The 18,561-nt window shown below is 67.0% G+C and carries 19 protein-coding genes; 17 read left to right on the forward strand and 2 right to left on the reverse strand.

The window, feature by feature from the left end; translation table 11 throughout:
* Nucleotides 1–75: 75 nt before the first annotated feature.
* Entirely contained in the window at nt 76–1,395 is a 1,320-nt protein-coding gene (locus AC50X7_RS09060; RefSeq protein ID WP_494978699.1) for an MFS transporter, read from the reverse strand.
* A 233-nt stretch (nt 1,396–1,628) separates the two neighbouring features.
* On the opposite strand from AC50X7_RS09060, the gene AC50X7_RS09065 reads away from it, so the two are divergent.
* From AC50X7_RS09065 to AC50X7_RS09145, 17 genes are all read left to right on the forward strand, one after another.
* Nucleotides 1,629–2,456, forward strand: coding sequence for an IclR family transcriptional regulator (locus AC50X7_RS09065; protein ID WP_494978700.1), 828 nt, complete (start codon nt 1,629–1,631; stop codon nt 2,454–2,456).
* 152 nt (nt 2,457–2,608) lie between these two features.
* Nucleotides 2,609–3,490 (forward strand): shikimate dehydrogenase, encoded by an 882-nt coding sequence (locus AC50X7_RS09070; RefSeq protein ID WP_494978701.1) that lies wholly within the window; start codon nt 2,609–2,611, stop codon nt 3,488–3,490.
* Nucleotides 3,490–5,370 (forward strand): bifunctional sugar phosphate isomerase/epimerase/4-hydroxyphenylpyruvate dioxygenase family protein, encoded by a 1,881-nt coding sequence (locus AC50X7_RS09075; RefSeq protein ID WP_494978702.1) that lies wholly within the window; start codon nt 3,490–3,492, stop codon nt 5,368–5,370. The genes AC50X7_RS09070 and AC50X7_RS09075 overlap by 1 nt, the downstream gene beginning before the upstream one ends.
* A gap of 38 nt (nt 5,371–5,408) precedes the next feature.
* Nucleotides 5,409–6,287, forward strand: a complete 879-nt coding sequence (gene pcaH / locus AC50X7_RS09080) for a protocatechuate 3,4-dioxygenase subunit beta (RefSeq protein WP_494978703.1) — start codon at nt 5,409–5,411, stop codon at nt 6,285–6,287.
* Nucleotides 6,288–6,291: 4 nt separating this feature from the next.
* Complete coding sequence (gene pcaG / locus AC50X7_RS09085) at nt 6,292–6,858, forward strand: protocatechuate 3,4-dioxygenase subunit alpha (protein WP_494978704.1); 567 nt, start codon at nt 6,292–6,294, stop codon at nt 6,856–6,858.
* Entirely contained in the window at nt 6,855–8,297 is a 1,443-nt protein-coding gene (locus AC50X7_RS09090; RefSeq protein WP_494978705.1) for a lyase family protein, read from the forward strand. Before pcaG ends, AC50X7_RS09090 begins: the two co-directional genes overlap by 4 nt.
* Entirely contained in the window at nt 8,290–9,108 is an 819-nt protein-coding gene (locus tag AC50X7_RS09095) for an alpha/beta fold hydrolase (protein WP_494978706.1), read from the forward strand. Before AC50X7_RS09090 ends, AC50X7_RS09095 begins: the two co-directional genes overlap by 8 nt.
* Nucleotides 9,105–9,566 (forward strand): 4-carboxymuconolactone decarboxylase, encoded by a 462-nt coding sequence (gene pcaC / locus AC50X7_RS09100; protein WP_494978707.1) that lies wholly within the window; start codon nt 9,105–9,107, stop codon nt 9,564–9,566. The genes AC50X7_RS09095 and pcaC overlap by 4 nt, the downstream gene beginning before the upstream one ends.
* A gap of 85 nt (nt 9,567–9,651) precedes the next feature.
* Entirely contained in the window at nt 9,652–10,881 is a 1,230-nt protein-coding gene (locus AC50X7_RS09105) for a thiolase family protein (protein WP_494978708.1), read from the forward strand.
* Nucleotides 10,882–10,885: 4 nt separating this feature from the next.
* On the forward strand, nt 10,886–11,575 hold the full coding sequence (locus tag AC50X7_RS09110; RefSeq protein ID WP_494978709.1) for a 3-oxoacid CoA-transferase subunit A: 690 nt from the start codon (nt 10,886–10,888) through the stop codon (nt 11,573–11,575).
* A 1-nt stretch (nt 11,576) separates the two neighbouring features.
* Nucleotides 11,577–12,281, forward strand: a complete 705-nt coding sequence (locus AC50X7_RS09115; protein WP_494978710.1) for a 3-oxoacid CoA-transferase subunit B — start codon at nt 11,577–11,579, stop codon at nt 12,279–12,281.
* 46 nt (nt 12,282–12,327) lie between these two features.
* A complete protein-coding gene (locus AC50X7_RS09120; RefSeq protein ID WP_494978711.1) occupies nt 12,328–13,140 on the forward strand; it encodes an IclR family transcriptional regulator domain-containing protein in 813 nt (270 codons plus the stop codon).
* Nucleotides 13,141–13,199: 59 nt separating this feature from the next.
* Entirely contained in the window at nt 13,200–13,532 is a 333-nt protein-coding gene (locus tag AC50X7_RS09125) for an MmcQ/YjbR family DNA-binding protein (protein WP_307097629.1), read from the forward strand.
* A 176-nt stretch (nt 13,533–13,708) separates the two neighbouring features.
* Nucleotides 13,709–14,878, forward strand: coding sequence for a Re/Si-specific NAD(P)(+) transhydrogenase subunit alpha (locus tag AC50X7_RS09130; protein ID WP_494978712.1), 1,170 nt, complete (start codon nt 13,709–13,711; stop codon nt 14,876–14,878).
* Nucleotides 14,878–15,213 carry an NAD(P) transhydrogenase subunit alpha part 2 gene (locus tag AC50X7_RS09135; protein ID WP_494978713.1) on the forward strand — a complete coding sequence of 112 codons (336 nt, stop codon included), beginning with the start codon at nt 14,878–14,880 and terminating at the stop codon, nt 15,211–15,213. The genes AC50X7_RS09130 and AC50X7_RS09135 overlap by 1 nt, the downstream gene beginning before the upstream one ends.
* Nucleotides 15,210–16,583 (forward strand): NAD(P)(+) transhydrogenase (Re/Si-specific) subunit beta, encoded by a 1,374-nt coding sequence (locus AC50X7_RS09140; RefSeq protein WP_494978714.1) that lies wholly within the window; start codon nt 15,210–15,212, stop codon nt 16,581–16,583. The genes AC50X7_RS09135 and AC50X7_RS09140 overlap by 4 nt, the downstream gene beginning before the upstream one ends.
* Nucleotides 16,584–16,665: 82 nt before the next feature.
* Nucleotides 16,666–17,583 (forward strand): diacylglycerol/lipid kinase family protein, encoded by a 918-nt coding sequence (locus tag AC50X7_RS09145; protein ID WP_494978715.1) that lies wholly within the window; start codon nt 16,666–16,668, stop codon nt 17,581–17,583.
* Between the two features lie 98 nt (nt 17,584–17,681).
* Here AC50X7_RS09145 and AC50X7_RS09150 read toward each other — a convergent pair whose 3' ends face one another.
* Complete coding sequence (locus AC50X7_RS09150) at nt 17,682–18,518, reverse strand: ACT domain-containing protein (RefSeq protein ID WP_494978716.1); 837 nt, start codon at nt 18,516–18,518, stop codon at nt 17,682–17,684.
* Between the last annotated feature and the right edge of the window lie 43 nt (nt 18,519–18,561).

The following is an 18,561-nucleotide window of genomic DNA, read 5'->3' on the forward strand; positions in this document are numbered from 1 at the left end:
CGGAAAGCCCGCCGCTTCAGAAGCAGGGCGGGCTTTGCGCGGAAGGATTCGGGGAGCAGCGCGGCCCCCGGCAGATTACTTCAGGCCGAGTTGCTTCGTGGGAACCTTGAACGTCTCCTTGGCGGTGAGGGCGGAGACGGCTGCCACAGTGCAGATGACGGCGGTGAAGATGCTGATCTGCACCCAGCCTCCGGGCTTGATGCCGCCCATGGCCGCCACGATGGCAGGCGCGAATCCTGCCATCAGGAAGCCCAGCTGGGTGCCGATGGCCAAACCTGAGAACCGCACCTTGGTGCTGAACATCTCGGCGTAGAACGACGGCCAGACGGCGTTGGAGGCCGCGTAGCCGCACGAGAAGAAGCCGATGGCGGCCAGGAACATCAGAGGTACGCTGCCGGATTCCAGGCTGAGCAGGAAAACGGGCGTCAGCGCGGCGCTGGCCAGGGCGCCGTAGATAAAGACGGGCTTGCGGCCGATCTTGTCCGCCAGCATGCCGAACAGCGGCTGTGTGCCCAGTGCCACCAGGTTGGCACCCACCACCAGCCACAGGGTGGTGGTGCCGTCCACGCCGGCAACGGTTTTGGCGTAGCTGATGGCGAGGGTGCCGAACACTGTGGAGACAGCGGCAATGAAGGCGCAGCAGATCACGCGGAGGACGTCGCGCCAGTGGCCCTTGAGGAGGTCGGCGACGGGGAGCTTGGAAATTTGGGCGGTCTTCTGGGCTTCCTCAAAGGCCGGCGGCTCGTGCAGGGTGCGGCGGATAAAGAACGCAACCACTACCACGACGGCGCTCAGCCAGAAGGGGATCCGCCAGCCGATGCCGTACTTGATGTCATCCGGGAGGGCCAGGACGGGGATGAAGACGAGGGCGGCGAGGATCTGGCCGCCCTGGGTGCCGGTGAGGGTCCAGGAGGTGAAGAAGGAGCGCCGGTTGTCCGGGGCGTGTTCAAGCGTCATGGAGGAGGCTCCGGCCTGCTCGCCTGCGGCGGAAAGGCCCTGGCAGAGCCGGGCCAGTACCAGCAGTGCAGGTGCCCACCAGCCCACGGTGTTGAAGTCCGGGAGGCAGCCGATCAGGAAGGTGGAGGCGCCCATTAGGAGGAGGGTGAACATCAGGACCTTCCGCCGGCCTACCCGGTCGCCGAAGTGGCCCAGGATCACGGCGCCGACGGGTCGGGCCACGTAGGCGAACCCGAAGGTGGCGAAGGACATGATGGCCGCGTTGGCGTCAGCATCCGGGAAGAAGACCGTGGGGAAGATCAGGGCGGCGGCGGAACCGAAGATAAAGAAGTCGTAGTATTCGACGGCGCTGCCCAGGAAGCTGGCGAGGGCTGCTTTCTTCGGCGTCCCGGCCGGGGCAGCAGTGCCTGGCTCGGCGGACGGAAGTATCTGGCTCATGGAGTTCCTTTGATGTGACGACTTTGTCGCGGATGGATCAGGGACTCGCAGCCGGCGCGGCCTAGGTGTGGTGGCTTGGCGCGGCACGGCTGGAGGTGCGGGAAGAACCCGGACAGTAGCCACATTGTGGGAGCTACTTGTGCGATACAGCAATGGTGGCTGTGGTCCCTGTCACTTGTCAAGAAAATAATCACCATCTAGAAATAGCTCTCACATTGTGGCAACATCGAAGGATGAGTGTGAACCAAGACACAGCAGCCGATGACGTCACTGAAGATGAAACTCCTCCGAAGGCGGGGCGGGCATCCGATCGGACGGACATGGTGGGCAAGGCCCTGGGCCTCCTGGTCCTGCTAGGTGACGAACCGCGCGGGGCGAGTGCGGCTGAGATCTCCCGCCGGGCACAATTGCCCTTCAGTACCACTTACCGGCTCTTGGGCTCCCTCACCCGGGACGGCTTTGTGGATTACGAGGCCGAGGGCCGTCGCTACCACTTGGGCCTGCGGATCTTCCAGCTCGGGCAGCGGGTTTCCAACCACCACGGCTTCGCCGGGACTGCCATGCCCGTCCTTCGCCGAGTCACCGAGCAGACGGGCGAGGCTACTATCCTCAGCGTCCGCGATGGCCACCACCACCTCACCGTGAACAAAGTGGACGGCCCCCAAATCTTCCGGGTCACAAGCGACCCCGGCCATCTGGGCTCCCTGTCAGCCACCGCCGTCGGAAAGGCCCTGGTGGCGTTCGCCGAGGACGCCGAGCGTGAAAAGCTCCTCGCGGAACTTCCGCTTGAGCCGCTCACGGAAAAATCCATCACCAGCCGCGACGACTTCCGCGCCGAAATTGAACTGGTCCGGCGTCGCGGGTACGCGGTGATGGATGAGGAGAACGAGGCCGGCATGCGAGCCGTGGCGGTGCCGCTGTTGAACGACCAGGGGAACGCCTTCGCTTCGCTGGCCACCGCCGTCCCTGTTTTCCGCATGAGCCTTGAGGAGCTTGAGGCGCACGTTCCCCTGCTGCAGGAAGCGGCCGCGGAGCTCGCCGCCAGGTTGCCGCAGCGGTAAGGGTGCTGGCCTCGCACTGCTAGTCCACCGCCTCGTTCGTATGTTGAACAACAGTGCGGTGAGTGAACATGTCATGTATCGTAAATCCCAACACCAAGCAGCTGGCTTTGCCAAGCGGCTGCCTAAGTGGCCGTATCAAAGGAGCTGCACGGATGAGTAATCGAACTGAGTCCTACCTGGTGGGACTGGTCGGCGATGGCGTGATGCCGTCACTCACCCCGCCCATGCACGAACGCGAAGGTGATGTGCAGGGCCTGCGCTACCTTTACCGGCCCATCGACCTCCTGGAACTGGGCCTTCCCGGCGAATCCGTGGGCCAGCTGCTCCACAGCGCGCGCAGCCTCGGCTTCAACGGGCTGAACATCACCCACCCCTGCAAGCAGCTGGTCCTGCAGCACCTGGACGAGGTGTCGCCGGATGCGCTGCGGCTCGGGGCCGTCAACACCGTGGTGATCCACAACGGCCGGTTCGTGGGCCACAACACCGATTTTTCCGGCTTCGGGGCCGCCCTCGCCTCCGGTCTTCCCGGCGCCCGGCTAAACCGTGTGGTGCAGCTCGGAGCCGGCGGCGCCGGGTCCGCGGTGGCCTACGCCCTGCTCACCGCCGGAGTCCGCCACCTGGACCTCGTGGACATGGATGCTGACCGCGGTGCTGCCCGCGCCGCCGAACTGGCCGGGTTCTTCCCGGACAGCACCGTCACAGCGCGTACGACGACGGAGCTCTCGCAGCTGATGCCGCTGGCCGACGGCCTGGTGCACTGCACCCCGGTGGGCATGGCCGCGCACCCCGGCGTCCCGCTGGACCTGGACCTGCTGGAATCCCGCCACTGGGTAGCGGACATCGTCTACCGCCCCATCGACACCGAGCTGGTCCGGGCTGCCCGTGCCAGGGGCTGCGATGTGCTGGACGGCGGCCGGATGGCGGTGGGCCAGGCAGCCGACGCATTCCGCATCTTCACGGGCCTGGAGCCTGATCCGGACCGCATGCGCTCGCACTTCCTCGAACTCGTTGCCGCCGAAGGGGTGGCCGCCTGATGCGTACGGGAATCGCCACTGTCTGCCTGTCCGGCACCTTGAAGGAAAAGATACAGGCCTGCGCCGTCGCGGGCTTTGACGGCATCGAAATTTTTGAACAGGACCTGGTCACCTCGCCCCTGAGCCCCGAGGACGTCCGCAAGATGGCCGCCGACCTGGGCCTGGGACTGGACCTCTACCAGCCGTTCCGGGATTTCGAAGGCGTCACCCCGGACCTGCTGAAGGCCAACCTCCGGCGGGCGGAAGCGAAGTTCAAGCTGATGTCCCGGCTGGGCATGGACACCATCCTGGTTTGCTCCAACGTTGCCACCGCCACCATCGACGACGACGCCCTCCGCGCCTCGCAGCTCACCGAACTCGCCGAGCTGGCCGGGGACCACGGCGTTAATGTCGCCTACGAGGCCCTGGCCTGGGGCAAATACGTCAACGACTACGAGCACGCGTACCGGCTGGTCGAGCTGGTGGACCACCCCAACTTCGGCACCTGCCTGGACTCCTTCCACATCCTCTCCCGCGACTGGGACACGTCGGCGATCGAGAAGATCAGCGCGGACAAGATCTTCTTCGTCCAGGTGGCCGACGCCCCGAAGCTCTCCATGGACGTGCTGTCCTGGAGCCGCCACTACCGGGTCTTCCCGGGCGAAGGCCAGTTCGAGCTCGCCAAGTTCATGGGCCACGTGGTCCGCGCCGGCTACACCGGCCCGGTTTCCCTAGAAGTCTTCAACGACGTCTTCCGCCAGTCAGATGTTGAGCGCACCGCCGTGGATGCCATGCGCTCGCTGATCTGGCTTGCGGAACAGAGCGCCAAATGGCTCGTTGACACCTCAGCTGAAGGGGCAGCCGCCAACGGTGCCGCGTCCCGCCGTCGTTACCCCATGGAACTGGCTACGCTGCCCAAGGTGAGCGAGCCGGCCGGCTTCAACTTCGCAGAGGTGAAGGCGGACGACACCGTCCAACTCGAGAAACTCCTGGGCCAGCTTGGTTTTGCCTTTGAGGGACGGCACCGCACCAAGAACGTCCAGCTTTGGAGCATGGGCCAGGCGCGCGTCATCATCAACGAGCAGGCGGCGTCCCACTCGGAGCCGGCCATCGCCGCTTTGGGGTTCGACGTCGATTCGCCCGTGATTGCCTCCGCGCGGGCCCAGCAGCTCAAGGCGCCGGTGGTGGCGCGCAAGGTCCAGGCCGACGAGGAAGTCTTCCAGGGCATCTCCGCCCCGGACTCCACAGAAATTTTCCTGTGCCAGGGCAGCCCGGACGGCACCGCCGCCTGGACCCATGAGTTCGGCGAGGGGCTTGAACACGGCAGCAGCACCGGGCCGGGCGCGGTCATCGACCACGTCAATTTGGCCCAGCCCTGGCAGCACTTCGACGAAGCCGTCCTCTTCTACACCAGCGCACTCGCCCTTGAGCCGCAGCCGTTCGCGGAGGTGCCGAGCCCCAGCGGCCTGGTGCGCTCGCAGGTCATGCAGACCTCCGACGGCGCGGTGCGGCTGGTCCTGAACCTGGCACCCAACCAGCAGGCGCCGGCCCAGCAGGCGCACAAAACGTACCAGGAACACATCGCGTTCGCTGTGGACGACCTTGTGTCCGCCGCCAGGTCCGCCCGGGACCGCGGCCTGGAGTTCCTGCAGATTCCGGCCAACTACTACGAGGACCTGGACGCCCGTTTCGACCTTGAACCGGGATTCCTGGCCACCCTTCGGGAGCTCAACCTCCTGTACGACCGGGACGCCAGCGGGGAATTCCTCCATTTCTACACGGCCACCGTGGGCAGTGTGTTCTTCGAAATGGTGGAACGCCGCGGCAACTACGACGGCTACGGGGCGCCCAACGCTCCGGTCCGCCACGCAGTCCAATACGACTCGCTCCGCCGCGTCTGAACCACACCACCTAGGAAACCCCACGAAAGGAGCCAGCCGTGCCGCAGGACGTCAACACCCAGCCCACCGAAGAGCTCGTACCGGCCGCCGAACCCCACGCCGCGCACGTGACCCTGGACCGCGCCGTCGAGACCCAGGCTGATCTCAGTGCAGAGATTAACGGACTCGCCGACGCCTACGCCCGGGCCCTCAAGGACGGTGCGCCGGCTGAAACCCAGCCCCGGCTGGACTATGCGCCCTACCGCAGCAGCATCCTGCGCCACCCCACCAAAAGCCTGCACCACACGGACCCGGAAACCATCGAACTGTATTCCCCGGCGTTCGGCCACCAGGACGTGCATGCTTTGGAATCGGACCTCACCATCCAGCACAACGGCGAGCCCCAGGGTGAGCGGATCGTCGTGGCAGGCAAGGTGCTGGACGGCAACGGCCGCCCTGTTGCTGGCCAGTTGGTGGAGATCTGGCAGGCCAACGCATCCGGCCGGTACATCCACAAGCGCGACCAGCACCCGGCCCCGATCGACCCCAATTTCACGGGCATCGGCCGCTGCATCACCGGCCTTGACGGTTCCTACCGGTTCACCACCATCAAGCCCGGCGCCTACCCCTGGAAGAACCACCTGAACGCCTGGCGCCCGGCGCACATCCACTTCTCGCTGTTCGGCACCGAGTTCACCCAGCGCATCATCACCCAGATGTACTTCCCCGGCGACCAGCTCTTCCCGCTGGATCCGATCTACCAGACCATCGTGGACCAGGACGCCCGTGACCGGCTGGTGGCCAACTACGACCACAACCTCACCGAGCCGGAGTGGGCGCTGGGCTACAACTGGGACATCGTCCTGACCGGTCCCAAGCGGACGTGGACCGAAAACGAGGCGTTTGGCACAGCAGGCGACGAGAGTGAAGAGGAATAAGCACATGAGCAACCAGACCACCCAGCTTGTCCCCACCCCCGGCCAGACCGTTGGCCCGTTCTACGGCTATGCCCTGCCGTTCGAGAAGGACAACGAACTCCTGGCCCCGGGCTCGCCCGGTTCCATCCGCCTCCAGGGCACCGTGTACGACGGCGCCGGCGAGACCGTTCCGGACGCAATCCTGGAAATCTGGCAGCCGGACGCCGAGGGTAATGTCATCCAGCAAACCGGCTCCCTGGTCCGCGACGGCTACACCTTCACCGGCTGGGGCCGCGGCGCCGTGGGCTACAGCGGCGTGTTCACCTTCACCACCGTCAACCCCGGCCCCACCAAGCCGGGCGCTGCGCCGTTCATCTCAGTGGCGCTGTTCGCCCGCGGCCTGACCAACCGCCTCTTCACCCGCATCTACCTGCCGGAAAACGAGGAGGCGCTGGCCAGCGATCCCCTGCTCAGCTCGCTGGAGCCGGAGCGCCGCAGGACGCTGATCGCGCGCCGGGATGCCGACGGCGGCCTCACGTTTGATATCCGCCTTCAGGGCGAGGGCGAGACAGTTTTCCTGGACTTCCAGTGAATGACGTCGGTTTGCTCAACCCCGTTTCGGCGTCGCCCTTGCTGGGGGCGCTGACGGGCGACCGTGCAGTGCTGGCGGCGATCCTCGGCGTCGAGTCCGGCTGGGCTGCCGTGCTGGAGAAGGCGGGTCTGGCACCCTCCGGAGCTGCCGCCGTCGTCTCCTCCGCAGCTGAGGCGGGCCGGTACGATCCTGCCGACATTGCGTACCGCGCCCAGGGCGGCGGCAACCCGGTGATCCCCCTGCTGGCCGATCTGCGCAAGCAGGTCGCGGCGCTCGATACCGCCAACGTCGGGGCCGCGAAAGCCGTGCACACGTCCCTGACCAGCCAGGACGTGCTGGACACCGCGCTGATGCTGGTTGCCCGGAACACCGTCGAGGCGCTGCTGGCGGAGCTGAAAGGCGCGACGACGGCGCTCGCCACCTTGGCGGAACGGCATGTGGACACGCTGTGCGTGGGCAGGAGTTTGACGCAGCATTCCTTGCCTTATACGTTCGGGCTCCGGGCGGCGCAGTGGTTCCACGGCGCGGCCGCCGCCGGCCGGTACCTTGAAAACGTTGAGTTCCCGGTCCAGTTCGGCGGTGCCGCGGGCACCTTGGCGGCAGGAACCGCCCTGACCTCCGGTTCGACGGCGACGCCCTTCAGCCTGGCGGATGCACTGGCCACCCAGCTGGGTTTGGCCTCCGCCGCCGTTCCCTGGCACACGAACCGGCTGGCCATCACGTCGCTCGGCCATGGCCTTGCCGCAGTGCTGGATTCCTTCGGCAAGATCGCCGCAGACGTCCTGTTCCTGAGCCGTCCCGAGGTGGGTGAGCTGGCCGAGCCGCGGGCCGCCGGCCGTGGCGTTTCTTCAGCCATGCCGCAGAAGCAGAACCCCGTGCTGTCCGTGCTGGTCCGCAGCGCAGCGCTGCAGGCACCCCAACTGGTAGCGCAACTGCATCTGGCCGCCGCGAACTTCAATGACGAGCGCCCGGACGGGGCCTGGCACACCGAGTGGCCGGCCCTCCGGCAGCTCCTGTCCCTGGCACTCGGCGCGGCCGGCCACGTCCGGGAGCTCGCCGAGGGGCTGCAGGTTTTCCCGGACGCCATGCGCCGCAACCTGGACCTCGCCGGTCCGCTGCTTTTGGCCGAGGGAGTGGGTGCCGCCGTCGCGCCCCTACTGGAGGACAAGGACGGACGCACCGGCAAGCAGCAGCTCCAGGCCGTGGTGGACCAGACCCTGCAGGCACCGGCTTCTGAACAGGGCGCCACCTACCGCAAGCTGCTCCGCGAAGCCGTCCCCGCAGGGGCGCTTCCCGACCTCCGGCTGGAGGAACTACTCAACCCGGCCAGCTACCTGGGTGAGGCCGCCGAGATCTCCCGGCGGGTTCTTGACGCCTACCCGGACTTTGTCCTTTCAGCATCTGCAACAACCGAAGCGAACGGAGCCCACCGTGGCTAAACCTGCCTTGAAAGCTGCCCTGCTGTCGCCTCAGCGGTCCCTGGGCGACCACCCGCTGCTGGTGGTGGGCCCATCCCTTGGCACCTCGTCCGTCCTGTGGAACCGGGCGGCGTCCCTGCTGGGCAACGACTATGACGTGGTGGCCTGGGACCTGCCCGGCCACGGTGTTTCACCTGCGGCTACGGAAGCGTTCGACGTCGGGGCGCTGGCTGACTCAGTGGTGGACCTTCTGGACTCCATCGCCCCCGGCGAGTCCTTCCACTACTCCGGTGTTTCCTTGGGCGGAGCCACCGGCCTGCAGCTGGGCATCAAACACGGCGAACGGCTGAAGAGCTTGTCCGTACAGTGCAGCGGCGCGAAGCTGGGCACGCCGGAGGGGTGGTTGGAGCGGGCCGAAACGGTGCGCGACCAAGGCACTCCGGTGATGATCCAGGGCTCGGCAGAGCGCTGGTTCGCCCCCGGTTTTATGGAGCGCGAACCCGAGCTGAGCAGCCGTCTCCTTCACGCCCTCCGCGACGCCGACCGCTTCAGCTACGCCTTCTGCTGTGAAGCGCTGGCAGCCTTCGATGTCCGTGGGGAACTGGGCAGCATCCGCGTCCCCACCCAGGTCATTGCAGGAGCGCTGGACGGTGTGGCCCCGCCGTCGGCCGCTCAGGAAGTGGCCGCAGGCATCACCGCCGGCGGCGGCACCGCCACCGCCGTCACGCTCGAGGGCGTGGCGCACCTGGCTCCCGCCGAGGCGCCCGCACACGTGGCGGAGCTGATGCGCGGGCTTCTGGCCTGGGCCGAATCGAATGGAGCAAACGCATGAGCACCGACAGTTCCCGCCACGGCGTGGTCCAGCCCGGGGCCACCGGCCAGGAGATTTACGACGGCGGCATGGTGGTCCGCCGCGAAGTCCTGGGCGAGGCGCACGTGGACCGCGCCAACGCGAACAAGGACGAATTCACCGAGGACTTCCAGGACATGATTACGCGGATCGCGTGGGGTGGCATCTGGACCCGCCCGGGTCTGACCCGGCAAATGCGCTCGGCCGTCACCATCACCGCGATGGTGGCGCACGGGCACTGGGAAGAGCTGGCCATGCACATCCGCGCGGCCCTCACGAACGGTTTGACCCGGGACGAGATCAAGGAAATCCTGCTGCAGACCGCCATCTACTGCGGGGTCCCCTCCGCCAACAGCGCCTTCAAAACCGCCCAGCAGGTCTTCCGCGAAATGGACACCACGCACACGCCCACCGACGAAACCCCCGCCCCACCCAACTAACTCGCAGTTAACGTCCCCAATCGTGCGAATGGGGACATTAACTGCGACCTAGTTGGGCCCCGCCAGACAGATTTAGAGGAGCATCATGAATCAGGCTTTTGTGTACGATGCCGTGCGCACCCCGTTCGGCAAGTTCGGCTCGGGCCTCGCGGCCGTCCGCCCGGATGACTTGGCAGCGCATGTGATCAGGGAGTCCGTGAAGCGGGCGCCTGACCTTGATCCGCAGCGGATTGATGAGGTGGTGTTCGGTAACGCGAACGGCGCCGGTGAGGAGAACCGCAACATTGCCCGGATGGGCACCCTGCTTGCGGGTTTGCCGGTGTCCATTCCGGGGACCACGGTGAACCGGCTGTGCGGTTCGTCGCTGGATGCGGCGATTATCGCCTCGCGGCAGATCAACGCAGGCGACGCCGATTTGGTGCTGGTGGGCGGGGCCGAGTCGATGTCCCGTGCCCCGTGGGTGCTGCCCAAGACGGAGAAGCCCTACCCGGCCGGGGACATGACTCTGGCTTCCACCACGCTGGGTTGGCGTCTGGTGAACAAGGCCATGCCGAAGGAGTGGACCATCTCCCTGGGCGAGGCCACCGAGCGGCTCCGCGAGAAGTACGGGGTGACCCGTCAGCAGCAGGACGAATTCGCGGCGAATTCGCACAACCTCTCCGCTGCCGCCTGGGACGAGGGGTTCTACGACAACCTGGTGGCCCCGGTACCGGGCACTGACCTGGTCCGGGACGAGGGCATCCGGCCCGGTTCCACCGCGGAGAAGCTCGCGGCGTTGAAGACGGTGTTCCGCAATGAGCCGGAAGGCGCGGAGACGGGCGGCACGGTCACAGCCGGGAATGCATCCCCGCTGTCCGACGGCGCCTCCGCGGCCTGGATCGGCAGCGAAAGCGCCGCCGGGCTGCTCGGGCTCGAGCCGCTGGCCCGGATCGCCGGCCGCGGCGCGCACGGCAACGATCCGCAGTACTTCGGGTACGCCCCGGTGGAAGCGGCGAACAAGGCCCTCGCAAAATCGGGCATCGGCTGGGACCAGGTGGGCGCCGTCGAACTTAACGAAGCCTTCGCCGCGCAGTCCCTGGCCTGTATCAACGGCTGGGGCATCAACCCCTCCATTGTGAACCGGCACGGCGGCGCCATCGCCATGGGCCACCCGCTCGGCGCGTCCGGAACCCGCATCCTCGGCACGTTGGCCCGTTCCCTGCAGGCCTCCGGTCAACGGTGGGGCGTCGCGGCCATCTGCATCGGCGTCGGGCAGGGCCTGGCCGTCGTCCTCGAAAACGTCACCGCTTCCGGCAACAGCACAGGAAAGGCCTAAGCGCATGCTGAACTTCGTAGATTCGGTCCAGGATGCCGTGGCCGGGATCCAGGACGGCTCCACCGTGATGATCGGCGGGTTCGGCAACGCCGGGCAGCCGTTTGAACTGATCGACGCGCTGCTGGACTGCGGCGCCGGCGAGCTGACCGTGGTGAACAACAATGCCGGGCAGGGCGACCAGGGCCTGGCGCTGCTCATCAAGGAAGGCCGGGTGCGGAAGATGATTTGCTCCTTCCCGCGCCAGTCCGATTCCTGGCACTTCGATGCCAAGTACAAGGCCGGCGAGATCGAGCTGGAACTGGTGCCGCAGGGCAACCTGGCCGAGCGCATCCGCGCCGCCGGAGCCGGGATCGGCGGGTTCTTCACCCCCACCGGTTACGGCACCATGCTCGCCGAGGGCAAGGAAACCCGCATCATTGACGGCCGCGGCCAGGTGTTCGAGACGCCCATCCATGCCGACGTCGCCCTGATCAAGGCCCTCAAAGCGGACGGCAAGGGCAACCTCGTCTACCGCAAGACCGCCCGGAACTTCGGCCCTATCATGGCCGCAGCGGCAAAACACACCATCGTCCAGGTGTCCGAGATCGTGCCCACCGGGGGACTGGACCCGGAAAACATCGTGACCCCAGGGATTTACGTCAACAGCGTTGTCCGGGTCGCCGGCAGCGGCGAAAAGACAGAGAAGGCGGCCTGACATGAGCGTGCAATCCAAAGACGTGCAGTCCAACGAAAAGTCCCTCCAGACCTCCGACGCGCCCCTGGGCCGGGACGACCTCGCCCGGCTCGTGGCCAGGGACATCGCCTCGGGATCCTTCGTGAACCTGGGCATCGGCCAGCCCACCCTGGTGTCCAACTACCTCACCGAGGAACAGAACATCACCCTCCACACCGAGAACGGGATGCTCGGCATGGGCCCAGCCGCCGAAGGTGAAGAGATCGATGGCGACCTCATCAATGCCGGCAAGATCCCCGTCACCGAACTCCCCGGCGCCTCCTACTTCCACCACGCAGACTCCTTCGCCATCATGCGTGGCGGGCACCTGGACATCTGCGTCCTCGGCGCCTTCCAGGTCTCGGCCACCGGTGACCTGGCGAACTGGCACACCGGCGCACCGGGTGCGATTCCCGCCGTCGGCGGTGCCATGGACCTCGCCACCGGCGCCAAGGACGTGTTCGTGATGATGACCCTGCTCACCCGCGAAGGCGCCTCCAAAATCGTGGAATCCTGCACCTACCCCCTGACCGGCGTGGGCTGCGTCACCCGCGTCTACACGGACAAGGCAGTGTTCCTCACCGGACCCGAGGGCGTCACTGTCCGCGAAACCTTCGGCTGTACCTTCGAGGAGCTCCAGGAACTCGTGCCCGTACCGCTGAAGGCTGCTGCCGCCGCCGGTAGTTGAGCGTGCATAAAACGCGACCCTGTCGCCGCCCCTAGGATTGGTAACCATGACCAACGCCGTCCGTTCAGCCACCCAGCCTGCCCCGCAGGCCAGCGACCAGTACGTCCAGTCGCTGGCCCGCGGGCTCGCCGTAATACGCGCGTTTGATACGGAGCACCCGGTCATGACCCTCACCGAGGTGGCCGGCAGGACTGACCTGACCCGTGCCACGGCCCGGCGGTTCCTGCACACCCTGGTGGAACTGGGTTACGTGCGGACCGACGGCAAGACGTTCGCCCTGACTGCCAAGGTGCTGCAGCTCGGCTACGCGTACCTGTCCGGGTTGTCGCTGCCCCAGCTTGCCCAGCCGCACCTGGAGGAACTGTCCCTGAAGCTGGGGGAGTCGACGTCGGCGGCCGTGCTGGACGGGACTGATATCGCCTACATCGCCCGGGTCACCACGCGGCGGATCATGACCATCGGCATCACGGTGGGCACCCGCTTCCCGGCATACGCCACCTCCATGGGCCGGGTCCTCCTTGCGGGGCTGCCGCCTGCGGACCTGAAGGCCTACCTCGCCGCGGCGGACATCAAGCCGCTGACACCGCGTGCCCTGGGAACGGCGAAGGAGCTGCTCGCGGTCCTGGAGACCGTCCGGGCCCAGGGCTGGTGTGTGCTGGACCAGGAGCTGGAGCTGGGCCTGATGTCTGTCGCGGCCCCCGTGTACGACGGATCAAAGGTGGTAGCTGCGGTGAACGTATCCCTGCAGGCCCAGTCCGTGGCCTCGAAGCCCGACCCGGAATCCTACCTCGCATCGGTAGCCCAGGAAATCGTGGCGACGGCCAAACTCATCTCCGCTGATCTCACCGCCCGGGGCTGACAACTCCCAGGTATGGCCAGCTGTTGTCCACGGGCCTCCCACGGTGCAGACTGTGGCTCATGGCAACCGAGGATGACGTCAGGACCGCTGCCCTCGCGCTGCCGGGAGTCACAGAGCGGCTGAGCTGGGGCCAGCCGGCGTGGTTTGCCAAGACCCTGCTGGCACGGATCTGGGAGCCCGGAGTCCTGACGGTCAAAACGGAAGAGCGCGAGGCGCTGGCCGGCACGGAACCGGAAACCTACTTTTGGACTCCCCATCACGAGCGCTCGCCACAACTGCTGCTGGTCCGGCTCGACCGGATCGATGGACAGCTGCTGGCAGAACTGCTGGCGGATTCCTACCGGCTCGCGGGAGGGGAACGCCACCGACGCCGGCAGCCCGGGGGCCAGTAAGGTAACTGTTTGCCACCCAAGGCCGCCGCGCCACTCCCGCCGCAACGGTGCTGGCCATAGACTCTAGCCAACTACGTGCAGCAGCGCCGCTCCGCGTAGCCCACTGATGAGACGAACCAGAGTACGGCCCGGCAGGGCGGCGCTGCCGTACTCGTGCGGCGAGGGGAGTTGGCGGGGTGAAACTGGGCATACCGAGGGAACGCCATGAGGGTGAACGGCGGGTGGCCGCCACGCCGGAAACGGTAAAGCAACTGGCGGCGCTGGGCATGGAAGTACTCCTCGAAACAGGCGCCGGTGCCGCCGCCGGGTACCCGGACGCCGATTACCGCCAGGCCGGAGCCCGCATCGTCCCGGAACTCGACGAAGCCCAGCTGGACGTCCTCACCCACGTCCGGCCGCTTGATCCGCACATCGTGGCCACCCTGAAAAGGGGAGCGGTCACGGTGGGGCTGGCATCGCCGTCGTCCGAACTGCCCACCGTCCAGGCACTCGCCGAAGCCGGCGTCACCTCCTTCGCCCTCGAACTGGTGCCCCGAATCTCGCGTGCCCAGTCCATGGACGCCCTCAGCTCGCAGGCGCTGGTGGCCGGGTACCGCTGCGTCCTGGAGGCGGCCATCCGGCTGCCCCGCTTCTTCCCGCTGTACATGACCGCCGCCGGCACCGTCCCCCCTGCACGGGTCCTGGTGCTCGGGGCCGGAGTTGCCGGACTGCAGGCCATCGGCACGGCAAAACGGCTCGGCGCCCGCGTCTTCGCCAACGACATCCGGCCCGCCTCGGCAGACGAGGTGGCATCCATGGGCGGCACCTTCATCCGGCTGGACCTTGAAACCGCCGAGGCAGCGGGCGGCTACGCACGCCAGCTCAGTTCCGACGCCGGCACCCGGCAACGGCAGCTGCTCGCCCCGCATGTTGCCCAGGCGGACGTTTTGATTACGACGGCGGCCGTCCCCGGCAGGCGCGCCCCGCTCCTGGTCACCACCGGGATGGTGCAGGGCATGCGTTCAGGGTCCGTCGTCGTCGACCTTGCCGCCGAGTCCGGCGGCAACGTGGAGGGGGTACTGCCAGGCGAGGACATCCCCGTGCCCACGGCCGACGGTTCCGGTTACGTCACCCTCGTGGGCCTGAAGGACGCGCCCTCCGCGATGGCGTTCGATGCCTCCCGCCTCTACGCGAAAAACGTTGCCAACCTGCTCGCGCTGATGATCCGGGACGGCGCCCTGGCCCCCGATTTCGACGACGACGTGCTGGCAGGCGCCTGCCTGACCCGTGACGGCACGGTGCGGCACCAACCCACGGCGGAACTGCTGGCCGCGAGGGCCGGCAGCAGGCGGGGAGAGGTGATCTGATGGACGGAATGAGCCTGCTGACCATCACGGTCCTGGCGGTTTTTGTGGGCTTCGAGGTTGTCTCCAAGGTCTCCAGCACCCTGCATACGCCCCTGATGTCCGGCGCCAACGCCATCCACGGCATCATCCTTGTGGGGGCCATCATCGTCGCCGGCCAGGCAACGGACCCGTGGATGCTCGCGGTGGCGCTCCTCGCCGTCGTCCTCGCCACGGCAAACCTCGTGGGCGGGTTCGTGGTCACCGACCGGATGCTGCACATGTTCCACGCGCGCAAACAAGTAGCCGGCAAGGAGGCCGGCACTAAAGCGATGCCAGGGGAGGTGGACGGCAGATGAGCCTCCTCAACCCCGTCTGGACCTCGCTCCTGTACCTTGCAGCCGCCGTCTTCTTTATCCTGGCCCTGCGCGGCCTCAGTTCGCCAAGGACCGCCCGCCGGGGCAACCTGATCGGTGCGCTGGGTGCCCTGATCGCCGTCGTTACGGTGTTCCTGTCCTCGGGGCTGGAGAACATCCCCTGGATCCTGGCTGCGATAGCCGTAGGCACCGTGGTGGCCGCCCCCGTTGCGAGGCGGGTGAAGATGACCCAGATGCCGCAGCTTGTAGCCCTCTTTAACGGGGTGGGCGGCGGTGCGGCGGCACTGGTCGCGCTCCTGGAGCTCAGCCATGCGGACGATCCCTGGGTCCGCCTGGCCATTGTGTTCACGCTGCTGGTGGGCGCCGTTTCCTTTGCCGGATCCGGGGTGACCTTCGCGAAGCTGCAGGAACTGATGACTACCCGGCCAGTGGTCTTCCGGGGCCTTCCGGCAGTGATGGCTGCAGTGCTGCTGGCTGCGGTGGCCGCTGGCGTCGCCGTCATCATGACGGGCTCTGCCGCGCTCGCGGTGCTGCTCCTGGTCCTGGGACTCGCCGCCGGGGTACTTCTGGTGCTGCCGGTGGGCGGCGCCGACGTCCCGATCGTTATCTCGCTGTTGAACGCGTTCACCGGCCTGGCCGTGGCGGCGTCCGGTGTGGTGCTCGGCAACGTGCTGCTCGTGGTGGCGGGCACGCTGGTGGGCGCCTCGGGCACCATCCTGACCCGCGCCATGGCGGCGGCAATGGGCCGCAGCGTGGCAGGCATACTGTTCGGTGCCTTCCGGGGAGGTTCGACGGCGGGATCCACCGCCGTGAGCGAGCGTCCGGTGCGGTCTTCCAGCGCCGAGGATGTGGCGGTGCTTCTGGGTTACGCGCAGCGCGTCATCATTGTTCCCGGCTATGGCCTGGCGGTGGCGCAGGGCCAGCACACCGCTGCTGAGCTGGCCCAGGCGCTGGAAGCCCGCGGCATCGTCGTGGATTTCGCCATCCATCCCGTGGCCGGCCGGATGCCCGGGCACATGAACGTGCTCCTGGCCGAGGCGAACGTGCCCTATGAATCGCTGAAGGAGATGGGCGAGATCAACCCGGAGTTCAAGACCGCCGATGTTGCGCTGGTGGTGGGCGCCAATGACGTGGTGAACCCCGCAGCGAAGACCTCATCGGGCTCACCCATTTACGGCATGCCCATCCTGGAAGTTGCCGACGCCCGCCAGGTGGTGTTCCTGAAGCGGTCCATGCGGCCAGGCTTTGCCGGGATCGAGAATGACCTCCTCTACGAACCCCAAACGTCCCTGCTGTTCGGTGACGCCAAGGACTCGCTTGCCCAGGTGCTTGGAGCAGTGAAAACGCTATAGGTGCCCAACTGCTGCCCGGCCCTCAGCAGGCAGGCTACTCTTCTTTGAGAAGTACCCTTTCCATTCGCCACCGAAGGACGCCATGACTGCCAACTCCACTGCCCCCCAGCGCGCAGCCATCATCATCAATCCTGCCAAGCCGGTGGACATCGATGTGCGCGAACTGGCAGCCAAGCACAGCGCCGAAAACGGCTGGGGCGAAACGCTCTGGTTCGAAACTACCAAGGAGGACCCCGGCGTCGGCCAGGCGAAAGAGGCCCTTGCGCAGGGGGCCGACATCGTCATCGCCGGCGGCGGCGACGGGACGGTCCGCTGCGTGGCCGAAGTCCTCTCCGGGGGAAATGTTCCCATGGGCCTGCTTCCCTTGGGCACCGGCAACCTCCTGGCGCGCAACCTCGGCATGGATGTCACGGACTACGACGGCGCCATGGCCGGCGCGCTCGCCGGCACCGAGCGGAAGATCGACGTCGTCCGCGCGCGCCGCAGCGACCCGGACAAGGAGCAGCTCTTCCTGGTGATGGCCGGCGTGGGATACGACGCTACCATCATGGCCGACACCGATGAGAAGCTGAAGCACAAGGTGGGCTGGCTGGCCTATGTTGACGCCGGCATCCGCAACCTGCCGGGTAAACCGGTCAAGGCAACCATCGTGATCGACGGCAAACGGGCAGTGCGCCGCGGGGTGCGCAGCGTCATGGTGGGTAACTGCGGCAAGGTCCAGGGCGGCCTGGAAATCTTCCCTGAGGCCAAGATGGATGACGGGCTGCTGGACGTGGCAGTGCTCGCTCCCCACCATGGCCGGCTGGGCTGGCTCTCCGTGGTTGCCGGAATGATCGGCAAGGGCCGGGGCAAGGACACCGCCGTGGAGTACTACCAGGGCAAGACTGTGGAGATCACCCTGGAACATAAGGATGACTACCAGCTGGACGGCGACCACGAGGGCCAGGGCAAGCACGTCCTGATGACCATGGACCCGGGCGCCCTGACGATCCGGATGTAATTCCCCAACTGAGTCGCACTTGACGTCGTTTTCAGGGCTCAAAACGACAACAAGTGCGACCTAGCTGGGTGGTGCGGCGTGGCTGCCCGATGCTGCGGTCAGCTGGGGGAGGCCGCCGGCCGGTGGGACAGGATCTCCGCGAGCTCTGCGAGCCTGTGGGCCCGCGCCGACTCGGCCGGAGTGAACGGTTCCCCTGGCCGGACGAAGGTGATGGGCCCGTGCCATGCGGTGGGAATCTTGAGCCGGGTGCCGGCGTCGTGCTTTTCCAGGGCGGCTTCTGCCGGGGTGAGGATCCGCGCCCGGAGCAGCTCCGCAACAGCGAGCGGTAGCTCCTCCGGTGCGTCCGCGATGCGCGCCGCGAGGCTCAGCGCTTTGGTCTGCCCGTCCGCCATGGCCAGCGCGGTGGTGGGCCAGACATGTGAACGTGTGCCGCCGCCGTCGTACAGCGCCTCCATCAGCGCGCGCTCGCCGAGATAACCCGGCGCCGAGAGGACAAACTCGTCCAGCACCCCGCCCGGCACCGGATGGACGTGGATGCTCAGGATGTTGACGCCCGTGCGGGCCAAGGCCTGGGTGACCTTCTGCAGGGAACCGGGCTCGTCGCGCAGGACGGTGCGGGCCCGCCACAGGGCAGGGGCCGTCCCCAGCTTCCTTCGGTGGCTCAAGGCGGGCGCGTGCAGCCACCCGCGCAGCATCCGGGCAGCCGAGGGCTCGGCCACCCAGATCACCAGGACCGTGGTGGTCAGGGTCAGCACCAGGACTTTCGCAACGTAGGGCAGGTGGGTTTCCACCACCATGGCGTGCACCAGGAGTTCGATGGGCAGCATCACCGCCACGTTGGCGAGGGTCAGGCGGGCCTTGGGAGGTTCCGGCATTAGGCCGCAGACTTCGCAGCTCAATTCAGCCGCGGGCGTGTTCCGTGCGGAAGGCTTCATGCCTCAAGCATTAGCGGGAGCTGTTTCAGCTGTGTTGCCTTGC

This window comes from Pseudarthrobacter sp. Hb11 (genome assembly GCF_059383655.1).